Source organism: Pseudomonas sp. SLFW (assembly GCF_009905615.1).
Taxonomy (GTDB): Bacteria; Pseudomonadota; Gammaproteobacteria; order Pseudomonadales; family Pseudomonadaceae; genus Aquipseudomonas; species Aquipseudomonas bambusae.
This window is the reverse complement of the sequence record NZ_JAAAKW010000002.1, coordinates 322,250-344,502: the sequence shown is the minus strand read 5'-3', so window position 1 is coordinate 344,502 and position 22,253 is coordinate 322,250. Positions and strand designations below refer to the sequence as shown.

General features: G+C 60.5%; 24 protein-coding genes. 11 read left to right on the top strand and 13 right to left on the bottom strand.

What is annotated here, in order from left to right; all coding sequences use genetic code 11:
* Positions 1-141: 141 nt before the first annotated feature.
* The 6 genes from GVN17_RS04915 to GVN17_RS04890 all read right to left on the bottom strand — a co-directional run bounded on the left by GVN17_RS04915 (position 142) and on the right by GVN17_RS04890 (position 6,395).
* Positions 142-1,389, bottom strand: a complete 1,248-nt coding sequence (locus tag GVN17_RS04915) for a heme biosynthesis protein HemY (RefSeq protein ID WP_166594103.1) — start codon at positions 1,387-1,389, stop codon at positions 142-144.
* Positions 1,386-2,528 carry a uroporphyrinogen-III C-methyltransferase gene (locus GVN17_RS04910; RefSeq protein WP_166594102.1) on the bottom strand — a complete coding sequence of 381 codons (1,143 nt, stop codon included), beginning with the start codon at positions 2,526-2,528 and terminating at the stop codon, positions 1,386-1,388. Before GVN17_RS04910 ends, GVN17_RS04915 begins: the two co-directional genes overlap by 4 nt.
* Positions 2,529-2,579: 51 nt before the next feature.
* The gene (locus GVN17_RS04905; RefSeq protein ID WP_166594101.1) at positions 2,580-3,353 is read right to left on the bottom strand and encodes a uroporphyrinogen-III synthase; all 774 of its coding nucleotides are present in this window, start codon (positions 3,351-3,353) and stop codon (positions 2,580-2,582) included.
* Positions 3,350-4,291 carry a hydroxymethylbilane synthase gene (gene hemC / locus GVN17_RS04900; protein WP_166594100.1) on the bottom strand — a complete coding sequence of 314 codons (942 nt, stop codon included), beginning with the start codon at positions 4,289-4,291 and terminating at the stop codon, positions 3,350-3,352. The genes GVN17_RS04905 and hemC overlap by 4 nt, the downstream gene beginning before the upstream one ends.
* Positions 4,292-4,569: 278 nt before the next feature.
* A complete protein-coding gene (locus tag GVN17_RS04895; RefSeq protein ID WP_074754601.1) occupies positions 4,570-5,316 on the bottom strand; it encodes a LytTR family DNA-binding domain-containing protein in 747 nt (248 codons plus the stop codon).
* Positions 5,313-6,395, bottom strand: a complete 1,083-nt coding sequence (locus GVN17_RS04890) for a sensor histidine kinase (RefSeq protein ID WP_166594099.1) — start codon at positions 6,393-6,395, stop codon at positions 5,313-5,315. The genes GVN17_RS04895 and GVN17_RS04890 overlap by 4 nt, the downstream gene beginning before the upstream one ends.
* Positions 6,396-6,521: 126 nt before the next feature.
* Between GVN17_RS04890 and argH the strand changes: the two genes are divergently transcribed.
* On the top strand, positions 6,522-7,916 hold the full coding sequence (gene argH / locus GVN17_RS04885) for an argininosuccinate lyase (protein WP_166594098.1): 1,395 nt from the start codon (positions 6,522-6,524) through the stop codon (positions 7,914-7,916).
* Positions 7,917-7,978: 62 nt separating this feature from the next.
* On the opposite strand, the gene GVN17_RS04880 is transcribed toward argH, so the two are convergent.
* The gene (locus GVN17_RS04880; RefSeq protein WP_166594097.1) at positions 7,979-8,647 is read right to left on the bottom strand and encodes a glutathione S-transferase family protein; all 669 of its coding nucleotides are present in this window, start codon (positions 8,645-8,647) and stop codon (positions 7,979-7,981) included.
* Positions 8,648-8,829: 182 nt separating this feature from the next.
* On the opposite strand from GVN17_RS04880, the gene GVN17_RS04875 reads away from it, so the two are divergent.
* The 3 genes from GVN17_RS04875 to GVN17_RS04865 all read left to right on the top strand — a co-directional run bounded on the left by GVN17_RS04875 (position 8,830) and on the right by GVN17_RS04865 (position 12,767).
* A complete protein-coding gene (locus GVN17_RS04875) occupies positions 8,830-9,120 on the top strand; it encodes a hypothetical protein (protein ID WP_166594096.1) in 291 nt (96 codons plus the stop codon).
* A 364-nt stretch (positions 9,121-9,484) separates the two neighbouring features.
* On the top strand, positions 9,485-9,733 hold the full coding sequence (locus GVN17_RS04870; RefSeq protein WP_166594095.1) for a TIGR02647 family protein: 249 nt from the start codon (positions 9,485-9,487) through the stop codon (positions 9,731-9,733).
* A gap of 184 nt (positions 9,734-9,917) precedes the next feature.
* Entirely contained in the window at positions 9,918-12,767 is a 2,850-nt protein-coding gene (locus GVN17_RS04865) for a class I adenylate cyclase (RefSeq protein ID WP_166594094.1), read from the top strand.
* A gap of 332 nt (positions 12,768-13,099) precedes the next feature.
* Here the strand turns inward: GVN17_RS04865 and GVN17_RS04860 are convergent, their stop codons facing one another.
* Both GVN17_RS04860 and cyaY read right to left on the bottom strand, forming a co-directional pair.
* Positions 13,100-13,318 carry a DUF1289 domain-containing protein gene (locus GVN17_RS04860; RefSeq protein WP_166594093.1) on the bottom strand — a complete coding sequence of 73 codons (219 nt, stop codon included), beginning with the start codon at positions 13,316-13,318 and terminating at the stop codon, positions 13,100-13,102.
* Entirely contained in the window at positions 13,315-13,674 is a 360-nt protein-coding gene (cyaY, locus tag GVN17_RS04855; protein WP_166594092.1) for an iron donor protein CyaY, read from the bottom strand. Before cyaY ends, GVN17_RS04860 begins: the two co-directional genes overlap by 4 nt.
* A gap of 238 nt (positions 13,675-13,912) precedes the next feature.
* Between cyaY and GVN17_RS04850 the strand changes: the two genes are divergently transcribed.
* From GVN17_RS04850 to GVN17_RS04825, 6 genes are read left to right on the top strand one after another with little or no spacing between them, the layout of a single operon-like run.
* Positions 13,913-14,077: a lipoprotein gene (locus tag GVN17_RS04850; protein ID WP_166594091.1), complete on the top strand. Its 165-nt coding sequence runs from the start codon at positions 13,913-13,915 to the stop codon at positions 14,075-14,077.
* A 9-nt stretch (positions 14,078-14,086) separates the two neighbouring features.
* Complete coding sequence (gene lysA, locus GVN17_RS04845) at positions 14,087-15,334, top strand: diaminopimelate decarboxylase (protein WP_166594090.1); 1,248 nt, start codon at positions 14,087-14,089, stop codon at positions 15,332-15,334.
* A gap of 5 nt (positions 15,335-15,339) precedes the next feature.
* The gene (dapF, locus tag GVN17_RS04840) at positions 15,340-16,170 is read left to right on the top strand and encodes a diaminopimelate epimerase (protein WP_166594089.1); all 831 of its coding nucleotides are present in this window, start codon (positions 15,340-15,342) and stop codon (positions 16,168-16,170) included.
* Between the two features lie 13 nt (positions 16,171-16,183).
* On the top strand, positions 16,184-16,918 hold the full coding sequence (locus GVN17_RS04835) for a DUF484 family protein (protein WP_166594088.1): 735 nt from the start codon (positions 16,184-16,186) through the stop codon (positions 16,916-16,918).
* 2 nt (positions 16,919-16,920) lie between these two features.
* Entirely contained in the window at positions 16,921-17,817 is an 897-nt protein-coding gene (xerC, locus tag GVN17_RS04830) for a tyrosine recombinase XerC (RefSeq protein ID WP_166594087.1), read from the top strand.
* A complete protein-coding gene (locus GVN17_RS04825; RefSeq protein ID WP_166594086.1) occupies positions 17,814-18,509 on the top strand; it encodes an HAD family hydrolase in 696 nt (231 codons plus the stop codon). Before xerC ends, GVN17_RS04825 begins: the two co-directional genes overlap by 4 nt.
* Before the next feature lie 124 nt (positions 18,510-18,633).
* Here the strand turns inward: GVN17_RS04825 and sutA are convergent, their stop codons facing one another.
* The 4 genes from sutA to glnK form a co-directional block, all read right to left on the bottom strand.
* Positions 18,634-18,963, bottom strand: a complete 330-nt coding sequence (sutA, locus tag GVN17_RS04820; RefSeq protein ID WP_166594085.1) for a transcriptional regulator SutA — start codon at positions 18,961-18,963, stop codon at positions 18,634-18,636.
* A 93-nt stretch (positions 18,964-19,056) separates the two neighbouring features.
* Positions 19,057-19,488: a secondary thiamine-phosphate synthase enzyme YjbQ gene (locus GVN17_RS04815; protein WP_166594084.1), complete on the bottom strand. Its 432-nt coding sequence runs from the start codon at positions 19,486-19,488 to the stop codon at positions 19,057-19,059.
* A 239-nt stretch (positions 19,489-19,727) separates the two neighbouring features.
* Positions 19,728-21,074, bottom strand: coding sequence for an ammonium transporter (locus GVN17_RS04810; protein ID WP_166594083.1), 1,347 nt, complete (start codon positions 21,072-21,074; stop codon positions 19,728-19,730).
* A 34-nt stretch (positions 21,075-21,108) separates the two neighbouring features.
* A complete protein-coding gene (gene glnK / locus GVN17_RS04805) occupies positions 21,109-21,447 on the bottom strand; it encodes a P-II family nitrogen regulator (protein ID WP_002555808.1) in 339 nt (112 codons plus the stop codon).
* Positions 21,448-21,861: 414 nt separating this feature from the next.
* Between glnK and GVN17_RS04800 the strand changes: the two genes are divergently transcribed.
* Positions 21,862-22,125 carry an accessory factor UbiK family protein gene (locus tag GVN17_RS04800; RefSeq protein WP_166594082.1) on the top strand — a complete coding sequence of 88 codons (264 nt, stop codon included), beginning with the start codon at positions 21,862-21,864 and terminating at the stop codon, positions 22,123-22,125.
* Positions 22,126-22,253 lie beyond the last annotated feature (128 nt).

The following is a 22,253-nucleotide window of genomic DNA, read 5'->3' as shown; positions in this document are numbered from 1 at the left end:
ACCACACAAATAGGAATTTACGCTAACTGGCATCAAGCGAGAAAAAATCCTGTCGCATTTTGAGAAACGCCCTACACGAATTGGCGACAACCCAACAAAAAGGCCCGCAGAGCGGGCCTTTTGCGGCAAACCTGCCGAGGATCAGGCGCGCGCGAGTGCGGGAAGCGGTCGCGCCAATAAACGCTCGTCCAACAAGCCCAAACCTTCCTGAAACAACAGATTGCTGCGGTCGGTTTCCCCTAACTGACCGAGCAACCGTGCCAACTCGGCACAGGCTTCGGGATTGCGTTGTAGCTTAAGGCTCGCTTCAAGATAATCCCGCGCCTTGCCCCACAGGCTGCTCTGCAAACAGAGGCGCCCCAGCGTCAGCAACAGACCAGGATCGTCTGAATGCTGCTTCAACCAGCCCTCCGCCGTGTGCAATTGCTTGCCGGGATCACTCCCTCTGACGAGGCCGTAGAGTCTCGCCAAATGACTGTTGTAGTCACGCTTCATCGCGTTGCGCAGAACCTCTTCGGCCTGCACGTCAGCGCCGTGGCGACGCAGCTGCTCGGCGTACGCCAGGATCAACGCTGGTTCTTGTCGCTGAGCCGAGGTTAGTTGCTGCCAAGCCGTTTCCAGCGCAGGCAGACCCGCCGGACCCGTCTCGCTATCGTTTCCGTGATAAGCCGCCAGCGACAGGTTCTCGCCCCAGGCGCGCTTTTCCAGCTCAGCCAGTTCTTGCGCAGGCAAAACCTTGTCCTTGCGCAGCTCAGGCATCAGTCGAATCAGCTCAGACCATTCGCCGCGCTGACGATAGAGACGCTGCAACTGACGCAACACCTGAGGGTTATGCGGATGGCGTTCGTGCATCGCCTGCAGGGTGCTCAGCGCACCGTCGCTGTCTCCACGGTCGAGCTGCAACTGCGCATGGTTCAGGGCAATCGCTAGCTCGGCGTGAGGCTGACGTTCAAGGGCGCGTTCAAGCAGGTTGTCGCTCTCCTCATACCGGCCTTGCTCGTTCGCCGCACGGGCGGCACCGAGGTAATACAGCAGCGGTTGAGGTTCAGCCTCGGCGGCGCGATGCAGGTGACGCTGAGCGCTGGCCCAACGACCCTCGGCGAGGTCCATCTGACCACGCTCGATAGCAATCTGTGCACGACGGCTGCGGTTACGGCGCGACCACGGATTGACCACACCGCCCGAGGTCGTTAGCAGCCGTATCAGCCCCCGCACCAGCCAGACCACGATCGCAATGGCGACCAGCAACGCCAGAGCTGCCCACAGGCTGGACTCGTAGCGGAAGGTGTCATAGGCGATGAGCACGTAACCGGCGTGACGGGAAATCGCCAGGCCGACCAATGCCGCGACGACGATCAGGACGAAGACGATCACATAGCCGCGCTTCATGGTTTGCTCCCCGGCTGCGCCCCTTCAGCAGGTTGCTCCAATGCTCCGCCCACCGGGGTGTGCCGCTGCTCTAAATAGGCTTGCACCGAGCTCAGGCTCTGGGTCAGGTCAGGCGTGATGACTGCCACAGGCTGTTTGGCCAGTTCGTCCAGACGCTCGCCCAGGATCTTGCTTTGTGGGTTGTCCTGATTGAAGTTGGCGTCCAGCACGCTACGCGCTTCGGCAACGGCTTTGGCGTAAACCGGCTGCTCGCCATTGAGCGCGGCCCACTGCGCCTGTTCCAGCGTCAGGCTCAACGCCAGTCGTACTTGGGTCAGGCTCTGGCCCGCCAACAGCGGACGAATGTTTTTGTCGGCGTGGAAGTCGAGACGGATGTATTGGGAAATCTTGTCCCACCATTTCGCCCAATAGCTGTCTTCGCTGCCATCGGTCAGGCCCAGCAACGACTCGCCTTTGTCCTTGTATTCCGGCGCCAGCGCGTTCAATTGGAGGGCTTGATCGCGCAGGGCGGCCAGTTGCAGGAACAGCCCGGTGCGGTCCGGTTGGTCGACGCTGCGCAAAGCCGCCAGGCTCTTCGCCAACTGCTCACGTGCGGCATAGGCACCCGGATCATCCTGTTCGCGCAGAATTTCGTCTGCACCCTGCACCAGCGCCTGGGCACTGTTGATGTCCTGCAGCGCAGACAATCGCAGGCTTGCCAGACGCAGCAGATGCTCGGCCTCGGCCAGACGCCAATCCTTGCGGCTCGCGCCCAGCACGGTCTCGACGCGCTGGCTCAAACGCTGCTGATCGCCCTGCAATTGAGTGACCAGACGGCGGCGGTCTTCAAGCTCCTGCGCAGGCGGCAGTTGCGCCAGACGTGCCGACAATTGCTGCTCGCTTTGCTGGAGGGAGCGGGTTTGCGAACCGAGATCCTGCAGCTCCCCTGACTGCTGCTGATGACCGGCCTGGATCGCGCGCAGTTGCCACACGCTCCAGCCACCGACCGCCACGCCTGCCGCACCCAACAAGAGTGCCAAAACGGCCAGCCCGTTGCTGGAACGGCGGGGAGAAGGTTCTTTTTGCGCGGAATCAGGCAGCGGCTCAGGTTTGACCAGTACCGGTTCAACGTCATCTTTTGGCAAGACTGTTTCGCTCACGTATCCATCCTTTGCATTTGGGCGTAATCGCGTAATCCGACCCGTCGATCATTACGCCTGAGAGGCAGGTGCAGGCTGAGCCCGCAACGCTGCCAGCAAGGCCGAAGCGCTGGCGCCACGGCAGTCCACTACGGTCAGAGCCCCGGCTTCACGCGCCAGTTCAGCGACCCGAGGGCTCGGTACGAATAAAGGCATCTGCGCCAGGGACGGCCATGCATCGCCCGCCAAATCACGCAGATGTTGAAAACCCTGTCCACTGCTGACCACCAGCCCGTTCAAGCGTTCCGCCGCCACCCTCTGTGGCAAGACAGACGCCGGGTATTGCGGCAGGTTGCGGCGGTACAGCGGCAGATAATCGACACTAACACCCCGTTCGCGCAAGCGCTCGGCCAACAATTCGCGGCCGTCTTCGCCGCGCATGATCAGCACCTTGGGGTCGTAACCGGAAATGGCGTCTTGAAGTTGAGGCAAATCGAGCAGCGCTTCGCTGTCGTCGCCGTGTTCGGGGAAGAACACGCGAAGGCCATAGTCGTCGAGAATCTGCCCTGTGGCGGCGCCGACGGTAAACCACGTTTGCATGGGCGGCTGCGGCCAGATTTCGTCGACCATTTCCAGCCCCAGTCGCGCGGCGGGCTTACTGACGACGATCACCGCGCAGTAGGCCGCGAGGTCGTAAATGATCGAGCGATTTTCTTCCGAGACCGGCAACGGTTCGATGTCCAGCAACGGCAGACTGGCGCTGAAAACGCCCGCTTGCGCCAAGGTCTCGGCCAACGCCTGCGACTCTTCGGCTGGCCGCGTCAGCAGCAGGCGCCAGCCCGTCACTCCTCGTCCGCCTCGCCGTAGACTGCTTTGAGAATTTTTGCGGCGCCCTGTGCCAACAACGCTTCAGCAACCTGCACGCCCAACGCTTGGGCATCAGCGTGGGGTGCACGGGCCTCGGCGTGCAAGAGCAAACTGCCGGCCGGATCGCCCACCAGGCCACGCAGCCACAACTGGTCGTTTTCGAGCACGGCGTAACAGGCGATAGGCACTTGGCAGCCACCATTGAGGTGCTTGTTCAGTGCGCGCTCGGCGGTGACGCGCAAAGCGGTGTCGGTGTGGTGCAGCGGGGCCAAGAGGGCGTGCAGCTCAGTGTCGACGCTGCGGCACTCGATGCCGACGGCGCCCTGCCCGCCTGCCGGGAGGCTATGTTCAATGCTGATAGCGGACGTGATGCGGTCTTCGAAGCCCAGCCGAATCAGGCCTGCGGCTGCCAGAATGATCGCGTCGTATTCGCCCGCGTCGAGCTTGGCCAGACGCGTGTTGACGTTGCCACGCAGGAAATGGATTTTCAGGTCGGGACGCCGCGCCAACAATTGCGCCTGACGACGCAGGCTCGACGTGCCGACGATGCTGCCCGCTGGCAGCTCATCGAGGCTGGCGAAGGTGTTGGAGACGAATGCGTCGCGAGGGTCTTCGCGCTCGCAGATACAGAACAGGCCCAGGCCTTGCGGAAAATCCATCGGCACGTCTTTCATCGAGTGAACGGCGATGTCCGCTTCGTTTTCCAGCAGCGCGGTTTCCAGCTCTTTGACGAACAGGCCCTTGCCGCCGATTTTCGACAGCGGTGAGTCCAGCAGCTTGTCGCCCCGGCTCACCATGGGCACCAGCGTTACGATCAGACCGGGGTGAGCTTCCTGCAGACGAGCCTTGACGTATTCGGCTTGCCAGAGTGCCAGCGCGCTTTTGCGCGTAGCGATGCGGATTTCGCGAGTGGACATGGATCAATCCGTACTGAGTGAATGCGGCGGATAATAACAGCTCGGCCCAATCGGGCCGAATGACTGTCGTCAATCTGCTCGCATCATGTTCTCAATCGATGCACGGAAGCCATGCGACGGCATGTCGCCGCGGAATATCCGTCTCATTGCGCGCAATTCTGTAAGAGCGAATTCATTCGCGAAGCGGCGGTACATTCAACACATCGTTGTCGCCTGGACTATTTTTCGCGAATAAATTCGCTCCCACAGAGGATCCCCACACGCCAGACAGACGCGGGCTACAGCTGCTGCATCATCTTGCGCACACCGGCCACGTGCCGACGGCTGACGATCAAGGCATCGCCATTAAGCCCTTTGAGGAACAACTGGAAATGCCCCAAAGGCGTGCGCTGCAAACGCTCGATGCGATCGCGAGCCACCAGCGCATTGCGGTGGATGCGCACAAAGCGATCCCCGAACTCATCCTCCAACGCCTTGAGCGGCTCATCGAGCAAGACCTCGCCATCTTCATGGCGCAGGGTCACGTATTTGTGGTCAGCGATGAAATAGATCACGTGGTCCAGCGGAATCAGCTCGATACCTTTGCGGGTGCGAGCACTGATGTGGCTGCGTGGGCCGTTCCCGCTTTCGGCGGCCGGACGGGTCATCGCCGCCAGTTGCACGCGGTTCGGGCGCTCGGCCTTGCGCAGTGCTTCAAGCAGGTTTTCAGGACGCACCGGTTTGACCAGATACCCCACGGCGCTGACCTGAAATGCCTCCAGGGCAAACTCGTCGTGAGCCGTGCAAAAAACCACGGCTGGTGGTGTGTCGCGTTCGCATAATTTGGCCGCAACCTGCAGGCCATCCAGGCCCGGCATGCGGATGTCGAGTAAAACCACGTCGGGCTTCAGACTATCGATCAGCGTCAAGGCTTCTTCGCCATTGGTGGCGCTGGGTTCAAGGACCCGGTAACCCTCAAGGTCGCCAACCAGACGGCTCAGGCGATCACGGGCTAGGGGTTCGTCATCAACGATCAGGACATTCATATTGCTCTGGCTTCCTGCGTGAGTCTCGCACAAGGATAGCGTAGACAGGTGAAGTGACGACCGTCACGGCGCTCCACGCTCAGACTCGCGAGAGGGCCAAAAAGTGCCGTGATTCGAGCGCCGATGTTTGCCAAGGCCTGCTGAGTGCCGCTTGAAGTCTGCCGGAGGGCGACTTCGTCATAGGGATTACTAACGCGCAATATAAATACTCCCCGTTCGTAGTTCGCCTCGACCCTGACCACGCCACCTTCCACACGGGGAGCGATGCCATAGATCAACGCGTTCTCAAGTAATGGCTGCAAGGTTAGCTGGGGAATCGGCAAGTCGTCGGGAATTGCGCTGACGTCCCAGTCCAACTGTAGACGCTCGCCAAGTCGATATTGCTCAATCGACAGATAACGTCTGGCCAACTCCAGTTCTTCCCCCCATGTCGTCAGGCTGCCGGGCTTGCCCAGACTGGCGCGGAACAGGTCCGACAAATCCAGCACCGCCTGCTCGGCCTTGAGCGGGTCGCTGGTGACCAGACTCGCAATGCTGTTGAGCGTGTTGAACAGAAAGTGCGGCCGGATGCGGGCCTGTAACGACTCGATCCTGGCTCGCAATTCGGCCTGTTGCTGTTTGCGCCACTGACTCTGCAAGTAAAAGTAGCGCAACATCAGCGCTGACATGATCAGCGCAATCAATGAATAACGAAGGTAGCGTTCGATGTCGCTGTCGACCGGCAAGGCTCCGTCCAACTGACAGTAGTCAGTCACGGCCGTGCAAGCCAGCGTGACTGCCACCACTAACAAACACCCTATCGCTCCCGCCACGCCGGGTTTCAGACGCGCCAACCAAGGGCGCAAACCGCACAGCAGCGCCGCCGACAGCAACACGATCCACTGCACGAACAGTGAAATCAGCGCCAGCCGTACCCAATCGAAGCCCGGATGCATCGGTTCCACCAGCACCAGGACCAGCACCAGCAGCTCGGCGAGCACGACCAGCACCAGCAGCGCCTGAGGCAGGCACAGCTCCGGAAGGAAGAACTCTTTGCCGGGAGAAGCGCTCTGGCCCGGTTTGTTGCGCTCGGTTTGCATGGGCCCAGTCTCTGCGCTCGCACCCCGGTGGGCAAGCTGTCCGGGATAAAAAAGCGGCAATGCTGTTATCATCGCCCGCGCCTTTTTCAAATCAGCACAGCCATCAGCAGAGCAGCGAGCGAAACCATGAGCACCGACAAGACCAACCAGTCCTGGGGCGGCCGCTTCAGTGAACCCGTCGACGCCTTCGTCGCACGCTTCACCGCCTCCGTCACCTTCGATCAACGCCTTTACCGCCACGACATCATGGGCTCCGTCGCCCACGCCACGATGCTGGCGAAAGTAGGCGTGCTGACCGATGCCGAACGCGACACCATCATCGATGGCCTGAAGACTATTCAGGGCGAAATCGAAGCAGGTGCGTTCGACTGGCGCGTGGACCTGGAAGACGTGCACATGAACATCGAAGCGCGTCTGACCGACCGCATCGGCATCACCGGCAAGAAGCTGCACACCGGTCGCAGCCGTAACGATCAGGTAGCCACCGACATTCGCCTGTGGCTGCGTGATGAAATCGACCTGATTCTGGCTGAGATCACTCGCCTGCAAGAAGGCCTGCTGGGTCTGGCCGAACGCGAAGCCGACACCATCATGCCGGGCTTCACCCACCTGCAAACCGCACAGCCTGTGACCTTCGGGCATCACATGCTCGCTTGGTTCGAGATGCTGAGCCGCGACTACGAACGTCTGGTCGATTGCCGCAAACGCACCAACCGCATGCCGCTGGGCAGCGCGGCGCTGGCCGGCACTACGTATCCGATTGATCGCGAACTGACCTGCCAGTTGCTGGGTTTCGAAGCCGTGGGCGGCAACTCGCTGGACAGCGTGTCCGATCGCGACTTCGCCATCGAATTCTGCTCGGCGGCCAGCGTGGCGATGATGCACCTGTCGCGCTTCTCCGAAGAGTTGGTGCTGTGGACCAGCGCGCAATTCCAGTTCATCGATCTGCCGGACCGCTTCTGCACCGGCAGCTCGATCATGCCGCAAAAGAAAAACCCTGACGTGCCGGAGCTGGTCCGTGGCAAAAGCGGCCGCGTGTTCGGCGCGCTGATGGGCCTGCTGACCTTGATGAAGGGCCAACCGCTGGCCTACAACAAGGACAATCAGGAAGACAAAGAACCGTTGTTCGATGCTGCCGATACCCTGCGCGACTCGCTGCGAGCCTTCGCCGACATGATTCCTGCGATCAAGCCTAAACCCGCGATCATGCGTGAAGCGGCCCTGCGTGGTTTTTCGACCGCGACCGACCTGGCCGACTACCTGGTTCGCCGTGGCCTGCCGTTCCGTGACTGCCACGAAATCGTGGGCCATGCCGTTAAATACGGCGTGGAAACCGGCAAGGACCTGGCGGAAATGACGCTGGAAGAACTGCGTCAATTCAGCGATCAGATCGAACAGGACGTGTTCGCTGTTCTGACGCTGGAAGGTTCGGTCAACGCCCGAAACCACATCGGTGGCACTGCGCCTGCGCAGGTAAAAGCGGCAGTCGGACGCGGCAAGCAACTGCTCGCTACCCGCTGACCCTGGCTCAGTAGGAGCGCGCTTGCCCAAGATGTGGGCAAACGCGCTCCTCAAAGGCCCCGCTACGCTACCCCTGTGGGCCTGACCCTTTCCAGAAACACCGGATAATCCACCTCCCGATCCGCCGCCACGATGCGCGCACTCGGCCGGTCATTCAGTCGCGCCAGCAACTCCCTCGCCCCTTTCACCTCATCCAGCAGGTTCAAGCCCATCAGGCGCTCGCCCACCTGCTGCGCCAGATCCACGCTGTACATGAAATAGATGTCCGCCAGCGTAAAGTCGGCGCCCGTCAGATAGGGGGCGAATCGCGCCCGCCTCGCCAGCGCGGCAAAGCCTTTGATCAGATCCCGTTTGGCCTTGGCCTTCAGCGCATCCGGCGTTGCCCGCCCGCCAAACAGCACTTCGACGTAACACAGCCGTGCGGGCAGTTCGATGTAGAGCTCGATTTCCTTTGCGGTCGTCCAGACCTGAGCACGGAGGAACGGGTCAGCGGGCAACAAGGGGATGTGAGGGTGTGTGTCTTCGAGGTAGCGCAGGATAACGTCGGTTTCGCTGATGAACCCCTCGTTCGTCTGCAAAACCGGTACCTTGCCCCGCGCGCTGACGGCGAGGGTGTCCGGGTTCTGGCAGCCGTGCATGGACACGACTTCAAACGGGAGTTGCTTCTCCAGCAGCGCCAGTTTGACCATGTTGAAATAGTTGCTTGAGGCGAATCCGTAAAGCTTGAGCATTGGCAGGCCTCCTTGGCCTTTTGAAGCGGTCATTTCAGCCCTGTCCGACACGCGTTGCCGGACCTGAGCGGAGGAACCCTAACAACCGGTTACGTCGTCGGGCTTGACGTGCATCATGCGCACTGACGATCACCTGACCCCCGATTGCAGTTAAACTGCCGGCCTTTCCTGAGGAGTCCGCCATGAGCGACCGCATCGACAACGACGAAGAAGAGTTCGCTGAATCGACCCTGATCCAGGCCATCGAAAACCAGATCGAGAGCGACAAACCGCCTGCCGCCAAAGCCACGTTCAACAAGCTGACACTGGTGGGTTACGAACGTGACGACATTCTGGAAATGATGGCTCACGTGCTGGCCGTCGAGATTGACGGCATTCTCGAAGAAGACCGCCCGTTCAACACCGAATGGTATGAAAAAGCCCTTCGCGCCCTGCCAGAACTGCCACCGGGCGTGAAGCTGGAAGAAGAATGACATCCAGCCCCGTGGCAGTCCGGCTTGCCGACAGCGATGTCATTGAAATCGCTAATTGCGCAGGTCTGTAGGAGCGTGGCTTGTCCCGCGACCTGCCGCGAAGCGGCAGCCAATCGGATTAACGCGGTATACCTGATACACCGAATGCGCAGGGTTTACGACGGGTTCCCCGTCGATCGCGGGACAAGCCACGCTCCTACAGATACATGCGCTCTAAGCTTCACCTGACGACCGGCCAGATACTTCCTGCAAAATCCCCAGACCCTAACTACACTGCAGAGGCCTCGCTGCCGCTTGACCTACGGGGCTGTCACGTCTGCGATTCCTTCGCCGCGTCATCCATTACAAAAAGTCTGGAGCCTCTATGTCGTATACCCCTGAGTTGGTTGCCGAACTGGAAATCCTGTCACTGTTCAATCTGCGCAATACCCAGGAGGGCCTCAAGGTCCATCACGTGGCCGCGCCTTCTGCCGTTGCCGCCGCCAAACGTCTTTTCGAGAAAGGCCTGACGACTCAGGTCGACGGGGGCTACCTCACCAGTCTGGGACTGGATGCCGCCGAACACGCGCAATCCCTGCTGATCATCCTTGCCACGACCCAGGAAGCGGCCTGACATCGTCGCCTCGCGAAACCTTTACCAAGAGGCATCAAATAAAGGTTTCGCGAACCCTTCATTTGTAAGATGCTGCGCCGATAAAAAATTGGCGCCATAAAAACTCACAGCCGCCTGATGCTGGGTCTTCTTGCCGTCGCCATTCTTGTTCCCCAGCAGTGCCGTTCGTCGGCCTTGAGTCACGATGACCCGTAGTTTCGAGATCCGCCCCGATCTGGATGAGGGCATCGACCGTAAGGTCCTCAGCCAGTTGCGCAACCGATTTCTGACCCTCAACGAAGGGCGGCTCGGCCGCGCCAACGAAGGGCTGTCCACCCGCCAGCAATCAGTTTTGGCGCTGCTGCCGCTGTTTTTCCACGTCAACCATCCGCTGTTGCCTGGCTACGTTTCCGGCGCAACCCCGGCCGGGGTTTCACATTACGAACCGGACGCCCAGGCCCTCGCCGAAGCGCAACGGCTGACGCGCTCGTTTTCCTACAAGCCCCGCCGAGGCAACCCGCCGCAGCCGATCCACGGCATTTTCCTGATGGGCAGCCTGGGCACACTGGCGCAGGCTGACGACAGCGACATGGACGTGTGGATCTGCCACGACACGAACCTCTCGCCCGAAGACATTCTGGAGCTGCGCAAAAAGTGCCACGCGCTGGAAGTCTGGGCCGCCACGATGGGGGCAGAAGCGCATTTTTTCCTGATCGACCCTGAACGCTTCGTGCTCGGCGAGCGCGATGCGCAGCTCAGTGGCGAGGATTGCGGAACGACTCAGCATTACCTGTTGCTCGACGAGTTCTACCGCACTGCGATCTGGCTGGCCGGGCGCACCCCCATCTGGTGGTTGGTGCCGGTCTACGAAGAAACGCGCTACGCGGAATACACCCACACGCTGCTGTCCAAGCGCTTCATCCGGGAGGATGAAGTGCTGGACCTTGGCAACCTGTCCCACATCCCGCCGGGGGAATTCCTCGGCGCAGGCCTCTGGCAGCTGTTCAAAGGGATCGAATCGCCCTACAAGTCCGTCCTCAAGCTGCTGCTGACTGAGGCCTACGCCAGTGAGCACCCACAGGTGCAGTGCTTGAGCATGCGCCTGAAAAAAGAGGTGTTCGCCAATCGCGTGGACCTCGACGAGCTTGACCCGTACATGATGGTGTATCGCCGGATTGAGGAATATCTGCTGGCCCGAGGCGAACCGGAACGACTCGAACTGGTGCGCCGCAGCCTGTACCTGAAAGTGAACAAGAAGCTCACCGGCTTGCCCCGCCAGCGCACCACGAGCTGGCAGCGTCTGTTGCTGGAGCGTCTGGCGAAAGAATGGAAGTGGGATGAGCGCCAACTGGCGTTGCTCGATAGCCGCAGCCAGTGGAAGGTGCGTCAGGTGGCCAGCGAACGCCGCGCATTGGTCAGCGAGCTGAATTACAGCTACCGCTTCCTGACCCAATTTGCCCGCGAGCAAAACACGGTTAACTCGATCAACAAACGCGACCTCAACATCCTGGGTCGTCGGCTGTACGCCGCGTTTGAACGCAAGGCGGGCAAGGTCGAATTCATCAATCCCGGGATTTCGCCGGACCTGGCCGAAGACACGCTGACGCTGGTGCAGTCGCCGAACAAACGCGAGCCTGGCAAATATCAGTGGGGCCTGTACAACGGCAATCTTGGCGCCCACGAGTGGGAATCTTTCGCGCCGATCAAGCGCAGCCGCGAGTTGCTGGAGCTGCTCGCGTGGTGCCACCGCAATAACGTGATCGACAGCAGCACCCGCCTGGCCTTGCACCCCGGCAGCAGCGACCTGACCGAGTTCGAGCTGTTCAACCTCCAGGGCGCGCTGCAGCACAGCATCCCCATGCCGCTGGGCACGGTGGCCGAAGACGTGCTGCTGCGCCCCAGCGTGCCGAGCGAAATCCTGCTGCTGGTGAACGTTGGCGTCGATCCGCTCAAACACCACAAGGACCTGAACATCCTGATGACCACCGAGCGGACCGACTCCCTGAGTTACGCCGGGGTCCGGGAGAACCTGGTGCTGACCTTCGACCAGATCGCGCTCAACAGTTGGAACGAGGTGTTGGTCAATCGATTCGACGGGCCCGATGCGTTGCTGGATTGCATGACCGACTTGCTCAACAACCTGCCCGCGACGTTGCCAAAACCGGTGATCAGCGTGCGCTGCTTCTGCCACAACCGCGCCCCGGCCATTGCCCAACGGGTCGAAGAGCTGATTCAGACGGCGCAATTGTTGCTGTCTCGCGGCCTGAACCATCGCTATCTGATTCAGGTTCAGCATCACTATCACGTCATGGAGATGACGCCGGGCCAAGTTTCGCATGTCACGCTCCATGACCTGCCCACGCTCTATGAATACCTCGGTGAAGAGCTGCCCGCTTACAGCCCGATTCATCTGGACCCCCAGGCGCTGGACGACAGTGACCTCTCGCTCATCATTCCCCATGGTCAGCCGGAATGCACTCAAGTGTTTTACCGGATCAGCGAACCCAACGCGGACCTGTACGTGCTGGATGAGCACAACGCGCTGTGGCATCAGCGTTTGCCGTATCACGACGAGCCAAGCCTGCTGGTGCCGCTGCAACGTTTTCTGCAATCGCTGATGTTTCGGCGTGGTGCGCTGTTACCGTTGGACAACACGCTTGAGCCGCAAAACCTGGAAACCCTGTATTACCGCGTGATGCCGGATGGCGCGGGTCGGGCGCGGCGCATCGAGCAACGGCTGGGGCCGGTCATGTCCACCGACAAGCCGTTTTACGACGTGCAGGCCATCGTCGAAGAGGCGTCACCGGGTCAGGTGAGCGTCACGCTGTATTGCGACGGCATGGAGTTTTCGGAGCTGGAGTTTGGCGAACAACTGTTCAGCGTCGTGGCGCGGCAGATTCTCGATCAGCGCCGAGAGCCGCAACGCTATCGCTGCTACATCACGGACCTGGATTTGTCGGGGGTTCTGGCGGATACGCGGGGGCAGACGATCCTGTTCCTGCGTTACAAGGCCGAGCTTGAGAAGTCGCTGAATGATGCGATGGAAGAGGCTTGAGCGGCCAGGGCGTCGATATCCGAGAACGCTGACCCGTGTGGGAGAGGATTTATTCGGGAAAGTAGACCGACCACAGAGATGTATCGGCTGTACTGGCCAATCGCGAATAAATTCGCTCCCACAGATGGCTCCGGTGGCAGACCGAAGAATTGAGGTGCCTGCGAATTCGCTCCCACAGATGGCACCTGTCGCAGGCCGGAGATTTGAGGTGCCTGCGAATCCTGTGGGAGCGAATTCATTCGCGAAGGTAGATCAGGCGGCGGAGACGTATCGGCTGTAACGACCAATCGGGAGCCAGTTCGCTCCCGCGGCCGTTCGGCTGCAACCTTGAATCAGCATTGAGCCCGGCGTTGATCGGCCTGACTCACAATCTCGCGTCTGCGCTCATCCGTCGCCGCACGCCATTCGCGGATGTCTTCGACATGGCGATGACAGCCGGTACAGACCTTCTGCTCATCGAGCCGGCAAACGCTGATGCAGGGCGACGGTACGGCAGGGCTGACGTTGCTGAACAACGGCTTGGGTGCTTTGGCAGGTGCAGCGTTGGTCACTGGCGGTTTCCGTCTTCATGACCGTCAACATCGTCGAACTCGATCTCGACACCGGCCTGCTTCAACGCCAGACGATGAAGCATCTCGCCCAGCAGCTCTTCACTCTTGTCGCAGACCCAACGTTTTGCTTCTTCGTCGTAATCGAAGTGGAAACCACCGGCAGGCGCCGCCAACCACAGCTGACGCAGTGGCTCCTGGCGGCTGATGATGAATTGCGTGCCGTTTTCGAATTTGACGGTCAACACGCCGGCCGAACTCTCAAGGTCCAGGTCCAGATCGCTCTCGTCAAAGATGTCTTCGAGCTTTTCTTGGGTCGCATCGACCAGGTCGTGAAAGCGGGCTTCGGTCAAACTCATTGCAGGAACCTCGAAAGTGTCTACGGACGGCGCAGCGACGCAAGATACGGTCGCTTCCAGCCAATTGCAAAGCATACCCGCCCATTTGCAGGTCGACGCGCCAAAAAATGCGCGACCATCGCCAACATATCCGGCAGTTGCGTCAAAGCCCCGCCGGACGGGAGCCGTGGCGCATAGGCAATCTGTCGGGTGGTCGGTATACTCGGGCGCAATTAATGCTTATACAAAGGATTTCGCCATGAAGCGCCTGATTTCCTCCCTGGCCGCGCTCCTCGCTGTTGCGTGCCTGGTCTCTGCCTGCGGTCAAAAAGGTCCGCTGTACCTGCCCGATGGCGAAACGTCCAATGCGCCTGGCAGCGAGACCTCATCGCACTCGCACAAGCATCAGACCTCGACCTACTAGGGATTGACCATGGACGCCTTCAACTACCGCGACGGTGAGCTGTTCGCGGAAGGAGTTGCATTGTCTGCCATTGCCGAGCGTTTCGGCACGCCGACCTATGTCTACTCCCGAGCCCACATCGAGGCCCAGTACCTCGCTTACGCCGACGCGTTGAGCGGCATGCCGCACCTGGTCTGCTTCGCGGTCAAGGCCAACTCCAACCTGGGTGTACTCAATGTCCTGGCGCGCCTCGGCGCCGGTTTCGACATTGTGTCCCGTGGCGAGCTGGAGCGTGTTCTGGCCGCAGGCGGTCAGGCGGACAAGATCGTGTTCTCCGGCGTCGGCAAGACCCGTGACGACATGCGCCGCGCACTCGAAGTTGGCGTTCATTGCTTCAACGTCGAATCCACCGACGAGCTCGAACGCCTGCAGATCGTGGCCGCCGAGATGGGCAAACGCGCCCCGGTGTCCCTGCGCGTCAACCCGGACGTCGATGCGGGCACCCACCCGTACATTTCCACCGGCCTGAAAGAAAACAAATTCGGCATCGCCATCGCTGACGCCGAAGACGTTTACATTCGCGCCGCGCAGTTGCCGAACCTGGAAGTGATCGGCGTCGATTGCCATATCGGCTCTCAACTCACCACGCTTTCCCCGTTCGTCGATGCGCTGGATCGCCTGCTGGATCTGGTTGATCGCCTGAGCGATTGCGGTGTTCATCTGCGCCATCTTGATCTGGGCGGTGGTCTGGGCGTGCGTTACCGCGATGAAGAGCCGCCACTGGCGGGCGATTACATCAAGGCCGTGCGTGAACGCATCGCCGGTCGCGACCTGGCGCTGATGTTCGAACCGGGCCGTTTCATCGTCGCCAACGCTGGCGTGTTGCTGACCCGCATCGAATACCTCAAGCACACCGAACACAAAGACTTCGCCATCGTCGACGCGGCGATGAACGACCTGATCCGCCCAGCGCTGTATCAAGCCTGGATGGACGTGAAGGCCGTGCAACCCCGCGACGGCGCTGCGCGCAGCTACGACATCGTCGGCCCAATCTGCGAGACCGGTGACTTCCTCGCCAAAGAGCGCGAACTGGCACTGGCCGAAGGCGATCTGCTGACCGTGCATTCCGCAGGCGCCTATGGCTTTGTCATGAGCTCCAACTACAACACGCGCGGCCGCACCGCCGAGGTGTTGGTCGATGGCGATCAGGCGTTCGAAGTGCGTCGTCGTGAAACCGTGACTGAGCTGTATGCCGGCGAAAGCCTGCTGCCGGAGTAATCCCCATGCTGCTGCGTTTTACCAAGATGCATGGCCTGGGCAACGATTTAATGGTGCTGGACCTCGTGAGCCAGCACGCGCACATTCTGCCCAAGCACGCCAAGCAATGGGGCGACCGGCACACCGGCATCGGTTTCGATCAACTGCTGCTGGTTGAAGCGCCGAGCAACCCCGACGTGGACTTTCGCTATCGGATTTTCAACTCCGACGGCTCTGAAGTCGAACAGTGTGGCAACGGCGCGCGCTGTTTTGCCCGCTTCGTGCTGGACAAGCGCCTGACGGCCAAAAAGCAGATCCGCGTCGAGACCAAAGGCGGCATCATCGAGCTGGACATCCGTAACGACGGCCAGATCAGCGTCGACATGGGCGCACCGCGTCTGGTCCCTGCGGACATCCCCTTCGAGGCGCCGCAACAGGCACTCAGTTACACACTGGATGTCGAGGGCGAGAGCGTTGAACTGGCCGCCGTGTCGATGGGCAATCCCCACGCCGTGCTCCGGGTGTACGACATTAACAATGCGCCGGTTCACAGCCTCGGTCCGAAGATCGAGCACCATCCACGCTTCCCGGCGCGGGTGAACGTGGGCTTCCTCCACGTCGTCGATCGCCAGCGTGCACAATTGCGCGTGTGGGAACGTGGCGCGGGCGAAACCCAGGCGTGTGGCACCGGCGCATGTGCCGCTGCCGTCGCCGCCATCAGCCAGGGTTGGATGGATTCGCCACTGCTGATCGATCTGCCGGGTGGGCGTCTGTCCATCGAGTGGGCGGGTCCGGGCCATCCGGTGGTGATGACCGGCCCGGCTGTCCGGGTCTACGAAGGCCAAGTACGTCTATGAGTGAGAGTATCCGATGACCGATTTGCCTCAGACTTCAACCGACACGCCCGGCGAACCTGCCGATACCAAAGTGCCTGCCCTTGAAGCCGAGGCCGTTGCGGCCTGGCTGCAACAACATCCGGACTTCTTCGCCGAGCACGACGATTTGCTCACCGCGATGCGCATCCCCCACCAGCGCGGCGACACCGTTTCGCTGGTCGAGCGCCAGCTCAAACTTTTGCGTGAACGCAATATCGAGATGCGCCATCGCCTGTCGCAGCTGATGGACGTCGCGCGGGACAACGACCGTCTGTTTGAGAAGACCCGTCGTCTGATCCTCGCCTTGATGGACGCCACCAGCCTTGAAGAGATTGTCATCGCTGTAGAAGACAGTCTGCGCCAGGAATTCCAGGTGCCGTTCGTGAGCCTGATTCTGTTCAGCGATAACCCGATGACCGTGGGCCGCTGGGTCAGCAGCGCCGAAGCGCAAAAAGCCATCGGCGGCCTGATTTCTGGCGGCAAGACGGTGTGCGGCGCGTTGCGCGAGCATGAGCTGGAGTTTCTGTTTGGTGCCGAACAGAGCAAGGAGGTCGGCTCCACCGCCATCGTCGCGCTGAACCATCAGGGCCTGCACGGCGTTCTGGCCATCGGCAGCCGCGATCCGCAGCACTACAAAAGCTCGGTGGGCACGCTGTTTCTCACTTACATCGCCGATGTGCTGAGCCGCCTGCTGCCGCGTTTCACCAACGCCCTGCGCTCGGTTCGCTAGTCATGGAACGGCAGCTGGACGCTTACTGCACGCACCTGCGCAGTGAGCGTCAAGTGTCGGGCCACACGCTGGAAGCCTATCGTCGTGACTTGAGCAAAGTGCTTGGGTTCTGTGAAAAACAACGCATCGAGAGCTGGAAAGCTTTGGACGTTCAGTCCATGCGCAGCCTCGTTGCGCGTCTGCATCAGGACGGTCAGTCATCGCGCAGCATTGCCCGACTCCTGTCGGCGGTGCGCGGCTTCTATCACTACCTCAATCGCGAAGGCCTGTGCGAGCACGACCCGGCCAACGGCTTGTCGCCACCCAAAGGCGAACGCCGGTTACCGAAGACGCTGGACGCCGACCGCGCCTTGCAGCTGCTGGAAGGCGGCGTTGAGGACGAATTTCTGGCCCGTCGTGATCACGCGATTCTCGAACTGTTTTACTCGTCAGGGCTGCGCCTCTCTGAGCTGACAGGGCTGAATTGCGCCCAGTTGGACCTGGCCGATGGGCTGGTCGAAGTGCTCGGCAAGGGCAGCAAGACCCGCGTGTTACCCGTGGGCCGCAAGGCTCGCGAAGCGCTGGAGGCATGGCTGAAACAACGCGAGTTGGCCAATCCCAAAGACGATGCTGTGTTCATCAGCCAACAGGGCCGACGCCTCGGGCCGCGGTCGATTCAGCTGCGGGTCAAGGCGGCAGGTGAGCGCGAGTTGGGGCAGAATCTGCACCCGCACATGCTGCGTCACTCGTTCGCCAGCCACTTGCTGGAGTCCTCTCAAGACCTGCGTGGCGTACAGGAATTGCTCGGCCACGCCGACATCACAACGACTCAGATCTACACCCACCTGGATTTCCAGCACCTGGCGACGGTGTACGACCGCGCCCATCCAAGGGCCAAACGCAAGGATTCTTCCGAATGAGCATCAAGCTGATCACCTTCGACCTGGACGACACCCTGTGGGAAACCGCACCGGCTATCGTCAGCGCGGAGGCCATGTTGCGGGATTGGCTGGCCGAGAACGCCCCTAAATTGGGTCCGGTCCCGGTGGAACACCTGTGGGAAATCCGCTCGCGGCTGGTGGACGCGGACCCAAGCTTCAAGCACCGCATCAGTGCGCTACGTCGTCGCGTACTGTTTCACGCGCTGGAGGATGCCGGTTACGGCCATGCCGAAGCTGAAGATCTGGCCGAGCAGAGCTTCGAAGTGTTTCTTCAAGGGCGGCACAAGCTGGATATCTTCCCGGAGGTGGTGCCAACGCTGGAGATTCTGACCAAGTCCTACACTTTGGGTGTGGTCACCAACGGCAACGCCGACGTGCGCCGACTGGGGCTGGCCGATTATTTCGCGTTCGCGCTGTGCGCGGAAGACTTGGGCATCGGCAAACCCGACCCAGCGCCATTTCTCGAAGCGCTGAAACGCGGAAAGTCCGAAGCCGCCCATGCCGTGCATGTTGGGGATCACCCCGGCGACGACATCGCAGGCGCCCAGCAGGCTGGCTTGCGCGCCATCTGGTACAACCCGAGTGGCAAGGCGTGGGAGGCCGACAAATTGCCGGATGCGGAGATCAGGAGCTTGACGGATTTGCCTGGGGTTCTGGCGCGTTGGGGGTGACGCTTGGCTGGAGATTCTTACTCTGTTGCCCTGCGGGCAACAGAGTAAGTATTCCAGGTCAAACCCCAGCCAAAAAAAAGCCCGCAGCGACAGCGGGCTTTTTTCAGCAGGTATCTGACACCCTTTAGATAGGGCGGCTACCGTACTTGTTGTCAGGCTTCTTGGGCGGATCGGCGACCACGTTGGCCTCCACTTCCTGCACCTTGCCGCCACGGGCGAGGAACTCTTCCATCGCGCGAGCCAGAGCATCACGCTCTTTGTTCTTGGCCTCAACGCTAGGCAGCTCATCGACCGAGACCGCAGCCTTGGCCTTGCCTTTGGTGGGGGTGGCCGCCGCTTCAGGACTGTCGTCTATCTCGGAGCCGTCGTCTTCGGGAGCAGCTGCAAGCTCCTCACCGTCATCCTCGTCTTCCAGACCGTCTTCAACCAGATCGTCGTTGTCGTCGTCGCTCATGTTCTACCTCATGACTTGCGAAAGCAGATTAGTTATAGCCCAGCTGCACATAATTTCTAAGACAGCCAGAAAAAATTCAACCACCGCCAACCCTCAGCGGTCGTACGGCTCGCCCTGAAGGGTTGCGAGGACTTTACGCGCACCGCCTGAATCGCGATGCTCTCCTAAATAAACACCTTGCCAGGTCCCGAGTGCCAACCGTCCGTCCGTTACCGGGAGGGTCAGCTGGCAGCCTAGCAAACTGGCTTTGAAGTGCGCGGGCAGGTCGTCGGGTCCTTCGTCGTCGTGTTCAAAACCAGTCTGATCCTGCGGAATGAGCCGGTTGAAAAAACGCTCGAAGTCACGGCGCACCGCCGGGTCGGCATTCTCGTTGATGGTCAACGAGGCCGACGTATGTTGCAGCCACACATGCAGCAGGCCCACTCGGCATTCACGCAGCCACGGAAGCCCTGCCACGATCTCGTCGGTTACCAGATGGAATCCGCGAGGCCTGGCCCGCAGCATGATTCTGGTCTGTTGCCACATACCGTTCTCCGCCCTTCGGCGCGCATTCTAACGCGCTGGAAAAAAAAACAAAGCGCGTAATGAGTGACGTTTTTTGTAAGCCGAAAGCCCGGAACTGCAAGCCGTTGCAAACATTGCAAAGGACGCCCTGAAACGGGGCCGGAACAGGCTTCGCGCATCACTCGTCAGCGGTCTTGCCTATCGACAAACGCCAGGCAAAAAAATGCCCGGAAACCCGGGCATTTTTTTCAGAGTCGTGATTACAGGTTGTAGCCACGCTCGTTGTGTTGCGCGAGGTCGAGGCCGACCGCTTCTTCTTCCTCAGTGACACGCAGACCCATGACAGCGTCCAGCACCTTGAGGATGATGAAGGTCACGATCGCGGTGTAGATGATCGTGAAACCAACGCCTTTGCACTGAATCCAGACTTGTGCCGCGATGTCAGTCACAGTGCCGAAGCCGCCCAGCGAAGGGGCTGCAAAGACACCGGTCAAGATCGCGCCGAGGATACCGCCGATACCGTGAACGCCGAAGGCATCCAGCGAATCGTCGTAGCCCAGTTTGCGTTTCAGGGTGGTGGCGCAGAAGAAGCAGACCACGCCCGCCGCCAGACCGATGATCAGGCCGCCCATTGGGCCGACAGTACCGGCCGCCGGGGTGATGGCAACCAGACCGGCAACCACGCCCGAGGCGATGCCCAGTGCGCTTGGCTTACCGTGGGTCAGCCACTCGGCGAACATCCAGCCCAGTGCAGCGGCGGCGGTTGCGATCTGAGTGACCAGCATCGCCATACCGGCAGTGCCGTTGGCTGCAGCAGCCGAGCCTGCGTTGAAGCCGAACCAGCCTACCCACAGCATTGCTGCGCCGACCAGGGTGTAACCCAGGTTGTGCGGAGCCATTGGGGTGGTCGGGAAGCCTTTGCGTTTGCCCAGTACCAGGCACGCTACCAGGCCAGCCACACCGGCGTTGATGTGAACAACGGTGCCGCCCGCGAAGTCGAGAACGCCCCAGTCCCACAGCAGACCACCCACGCCACTCCAGACCATGTGCGCGATTGGCGCATAAACCAGGGTGAACCAGATGGCCATGAAAATCAGCATCGCGGAGAACTTCATGCGTTCTGCGAAGGCGCCGACGATCAGAGCCGGGGTGATGATGGCGAAGGTCATCTGGAAGGTGACGAACACGGCTTCAGGAAACAGCGCCGTCGCACCGGTGATGCTGGCAGGTGTGATGCCCGCCAGGAACGCCTTCGACAGACCGCCGACGAAGGAGTTGAAATTGATGACGTTGGCTTCCATTCCCGTGGTGTCGAAGGCCAGGCTGTAACCGTAGATGCACCACAGGATGCTGATCAGGCCGGTGATGGCGAAGCACTGCATCATCACGGAAAGCACGTTTTTCTGACGAACCATGCCGCCGTAGAACAGTGCCAGACCGGGAACGGTCATGAACAGTACGAGCGCGGTAGACGTCAGCATCCAGGCGGTGTCGCCTGAGTTGAGTACAGGTGCTGCGGGGGCTGCCACTTCGTCTGCCGCCATGGCCAAGCCAGGGGTTACGAGGGACAACAGGGCTCCTAGCCCTGCGAATTGACGCAGAGTCATATTGTTTTCTCCTGGGGCGTTGGGGTTTGGCGGCTTAGATTGCGTCGGTATCGGTTTCGCCGGTACGGATGCGAATAGCCTGTTCCAGATTGACCACGAAGATCTTTCCGTCACCGATCTTGCCGGTGTTGGCCGCTTTGGTTATCGCTTCGATAACGCGGTCCAGATCCTTGTCATCGATCGCAACGTCGATCTTCACCTTGGGAAGGAAGTCGACAACGTATTCCGCACCGCGATACAGCTCGGTGTGGCCTTTCTGACGTCCGAAGCCTTTGACTTCAGTTACCGTGATGCCCTGCACGCCGATTTCCGACAACGACTCGCGTACGTCGTCCAGCTTGAACGGCTTGATGATGGCAGTGACTAGCTTCATGAAACTTTCTCCCGAATTGGTGGACTTGCCCCAGGAAAACAAACCCGTCTCAAGTCTAAGCGCAGTGTCTGGCTTTGTAACGCGTCGTTGGCCCGAAACAGGTCAACTCCAGAAAACCGCTTCTGACGAAACACTTCCCCGCTCCGCCTGCCGCACTGCATTCGTCACAGCGACTGCATCAGTGCATGGGTCATATGCCACTAAGCAGAAACCTTGCCATCTCGTGAAAACCCGCGAATTACGGCCCCTCAGCTCACTCCACGCGACTTCAGATCGCCATCACTCAATCCCGTCGCACAACAACAGTGCGAACGTGCACGACCAAATGCTCGAAAAGCGTGCAACGCCGCCAGCGTGAAATGACTATAGACGCTGCGTGATACACTGCCGCCCCTCTGATTCCGGAAGACGAAGATGCTCCCGCCAAAAGCCTTTCTAGATGCCCTGAGCGGCCACGCCTCGCGGTTGTTCAACGGCGAGACCCCACTGCCCCGCAACGAATTCGAGACCCAGTTCAAAGCCCTGCTGCAAAGCGGCTTCAGCAAACTGGATCTGGTCAGCCGGGAAGAATTCGACAGCCAGATGGTCGTCCTGGCCCGAACCCGTGCCCGTCTTGAGGCACTGGAAGCGAAGATGGCAGAGATGGAAGCGCAGTTGGCGGGGCAGCCGAAGGAATAAACCATTCGCCCTCCCGGTGCCCCGCTCAGGGGCACGATCGTTTGCCTGATTGGCTTTATGCCCTGAGACGATCTGCGGAAATACCCCGTAGAACTTACCCCCTTCCTCACCCCACTCCCCTGACTATC

What these genes read in the sequence shown, in the direction of transcription:
- GVN17_RS04895 (WP_074754601.1), bottom strand. Translation starts at nt 5,316, where the DNA reads ATGAATGTCCTGATCGTTGATGACGAACCCCTAGCCCGTGATCGCCTG.
- argH (WP_166594098.1), top strand. Translation starts at nt 6,522, where the DNA reads ATGAGCACCGACAAGACCAACCAGTCCTGGGGCGGCCGCTTCAGTGAA.
- dapF (WP_166594089.1), top strand. Translation starts at nt 15,340, where the DNA reads ATGCTGCTGCGTTTTACCAAGATGCATGGCCTGGGCAACGATTTAATG.
- GVN17_RS04835 (WP_166594088.1), top strand. Translation starts at nt 16,184, where the DNA reads ATGACCGATTTGCCTCAGACTTCAACCGACACGCCCGGCGAACCTGCC.
- GVN17_RS04890 (WP_166594099.1), bottom strand. Translation starts at nt 6,395, where the DNA reads ATGCAAACCGAGCGCAACAAACCGGGCCAGAGCGCTTCTCCCGGCAAA.
- GVN17_RS04865 (WP_166594094.1), top strand. Translation starts at nt 9,918, where the DNA reads ATGACCCGTAGTTTCGAGATCCGCCCCGATCTGGATGAGGGCATCGAC.
- GVN17_RS04915 (WP_166594103.1), bottom strand. Translation starts at nt 1,389, where the DNA reads ATGAAGCGCGGCTATGTGATCGTCTTCGTCCTGATCGTCGTCGCGGCA.
- sutA (WP_166594085.1), bottom strand. Translation starts at nt 18,963, where the DNA reads ATGAGCGACGACGACAACGACGATCTGGTTGAAGACGGTCTGGAAGAC.
- hemC (WP_166594100.1), bottom strand. Translation starts at nt 4,291, where the DNA reads ATGTCCACTCGCGAAATCCGCATCGCTACGCGCAAAAGCGCGCTGGCA.
- lysA (WP_166594090.1), top strand. Translation starts at nt 14,087, where the DNA reads ATGGACGCCTTCAACTACCGCGACGGTGAGCTGTTCGCGGAAGGAGTT.
- GVN17_RS04850 (WP_166594091.1), top strand. Translation starts at nt 13,913, where the DNA reads ATGAAGCGCCTGATTTCCTCCCTGGCCGCGCTCCTCGCTGTTGCGTGC.
- GVN17_RS04880 (WP_166594097.1), bottom strand. Translation starts at nt 8,647, where the DNA reads ATGCTCAAGCTTTACGGATTCGCCTCAAGCAACTATTTCAACATGGTC.
- GVN17_RS04810 (WP_166594083.1), bottom strand. Translation starts at nt 21,074, where the DNA reads ATGACTCTGCGTCAATTCGCAGGGCTAGGAGCCCTGTTGTCCCTCGTA.
- GVN17_RS04875 (WP_166594096.1), top strand. Translation starts at nt 8,830, where the DNA reads ATGAGCGACCGCATCGACAACGACGAAGAAGAGTTCGCTGAATCGACC.
- GVN17_RS04870 (WP_166594095.1), top strand. Translation starts at nt 9,485, where the DNA reads ATGTCGTATACCCCTGAGTTGGTTGCCGAACTGGAAATCCTGTCACTG.
- glnK (WP_002555808.1), bottom strand. Translation starts at nt 21,447, where the DNA reads ATGAAGCTAGTCACTGCCATCATCAAGCCGTTCAAGCTGGACGACGTA.
- GVN17_RS04800 (WP_166594082.1), top strand. Translation starts at nt 21,862, where the DNA reads ATGCTCCCGCCAAAAGCCTTTCTAGATGCCCTGAGCGGCCACGCCTCG.
- xerC (WP_166594087.1), top strand. Translation starts at nt 16,921, where the DNA reads ATGGAACGGCAGCTGGACGCTTACTGCACGCACCTGCGCAGTGAGCGT.
- GVN17_RS04815 (WP_166594084.1), bottom strand. Translation starts at nt 19,488, where the DNA reads ATGTGGCAACAGACCAGAATCATGCTGCGGGCCAGGCCTCGCGGATTC.
- GVN17_RS04825 (WP_166594086.1), top strand. Translation starts at nt 17,814, where the DNA reads ATGAGCATCAAGCTGATCACCTTCGACCTGGACGACACCCTGTGGGAA.
- cyaY (WP_166594092.1), bottom strand. Translation starts at nt 13,674, where the DNA reads ATGAGTTTGACCGAAGCCCGCTTTCACGACCTGGTCGATGCGACCCAA.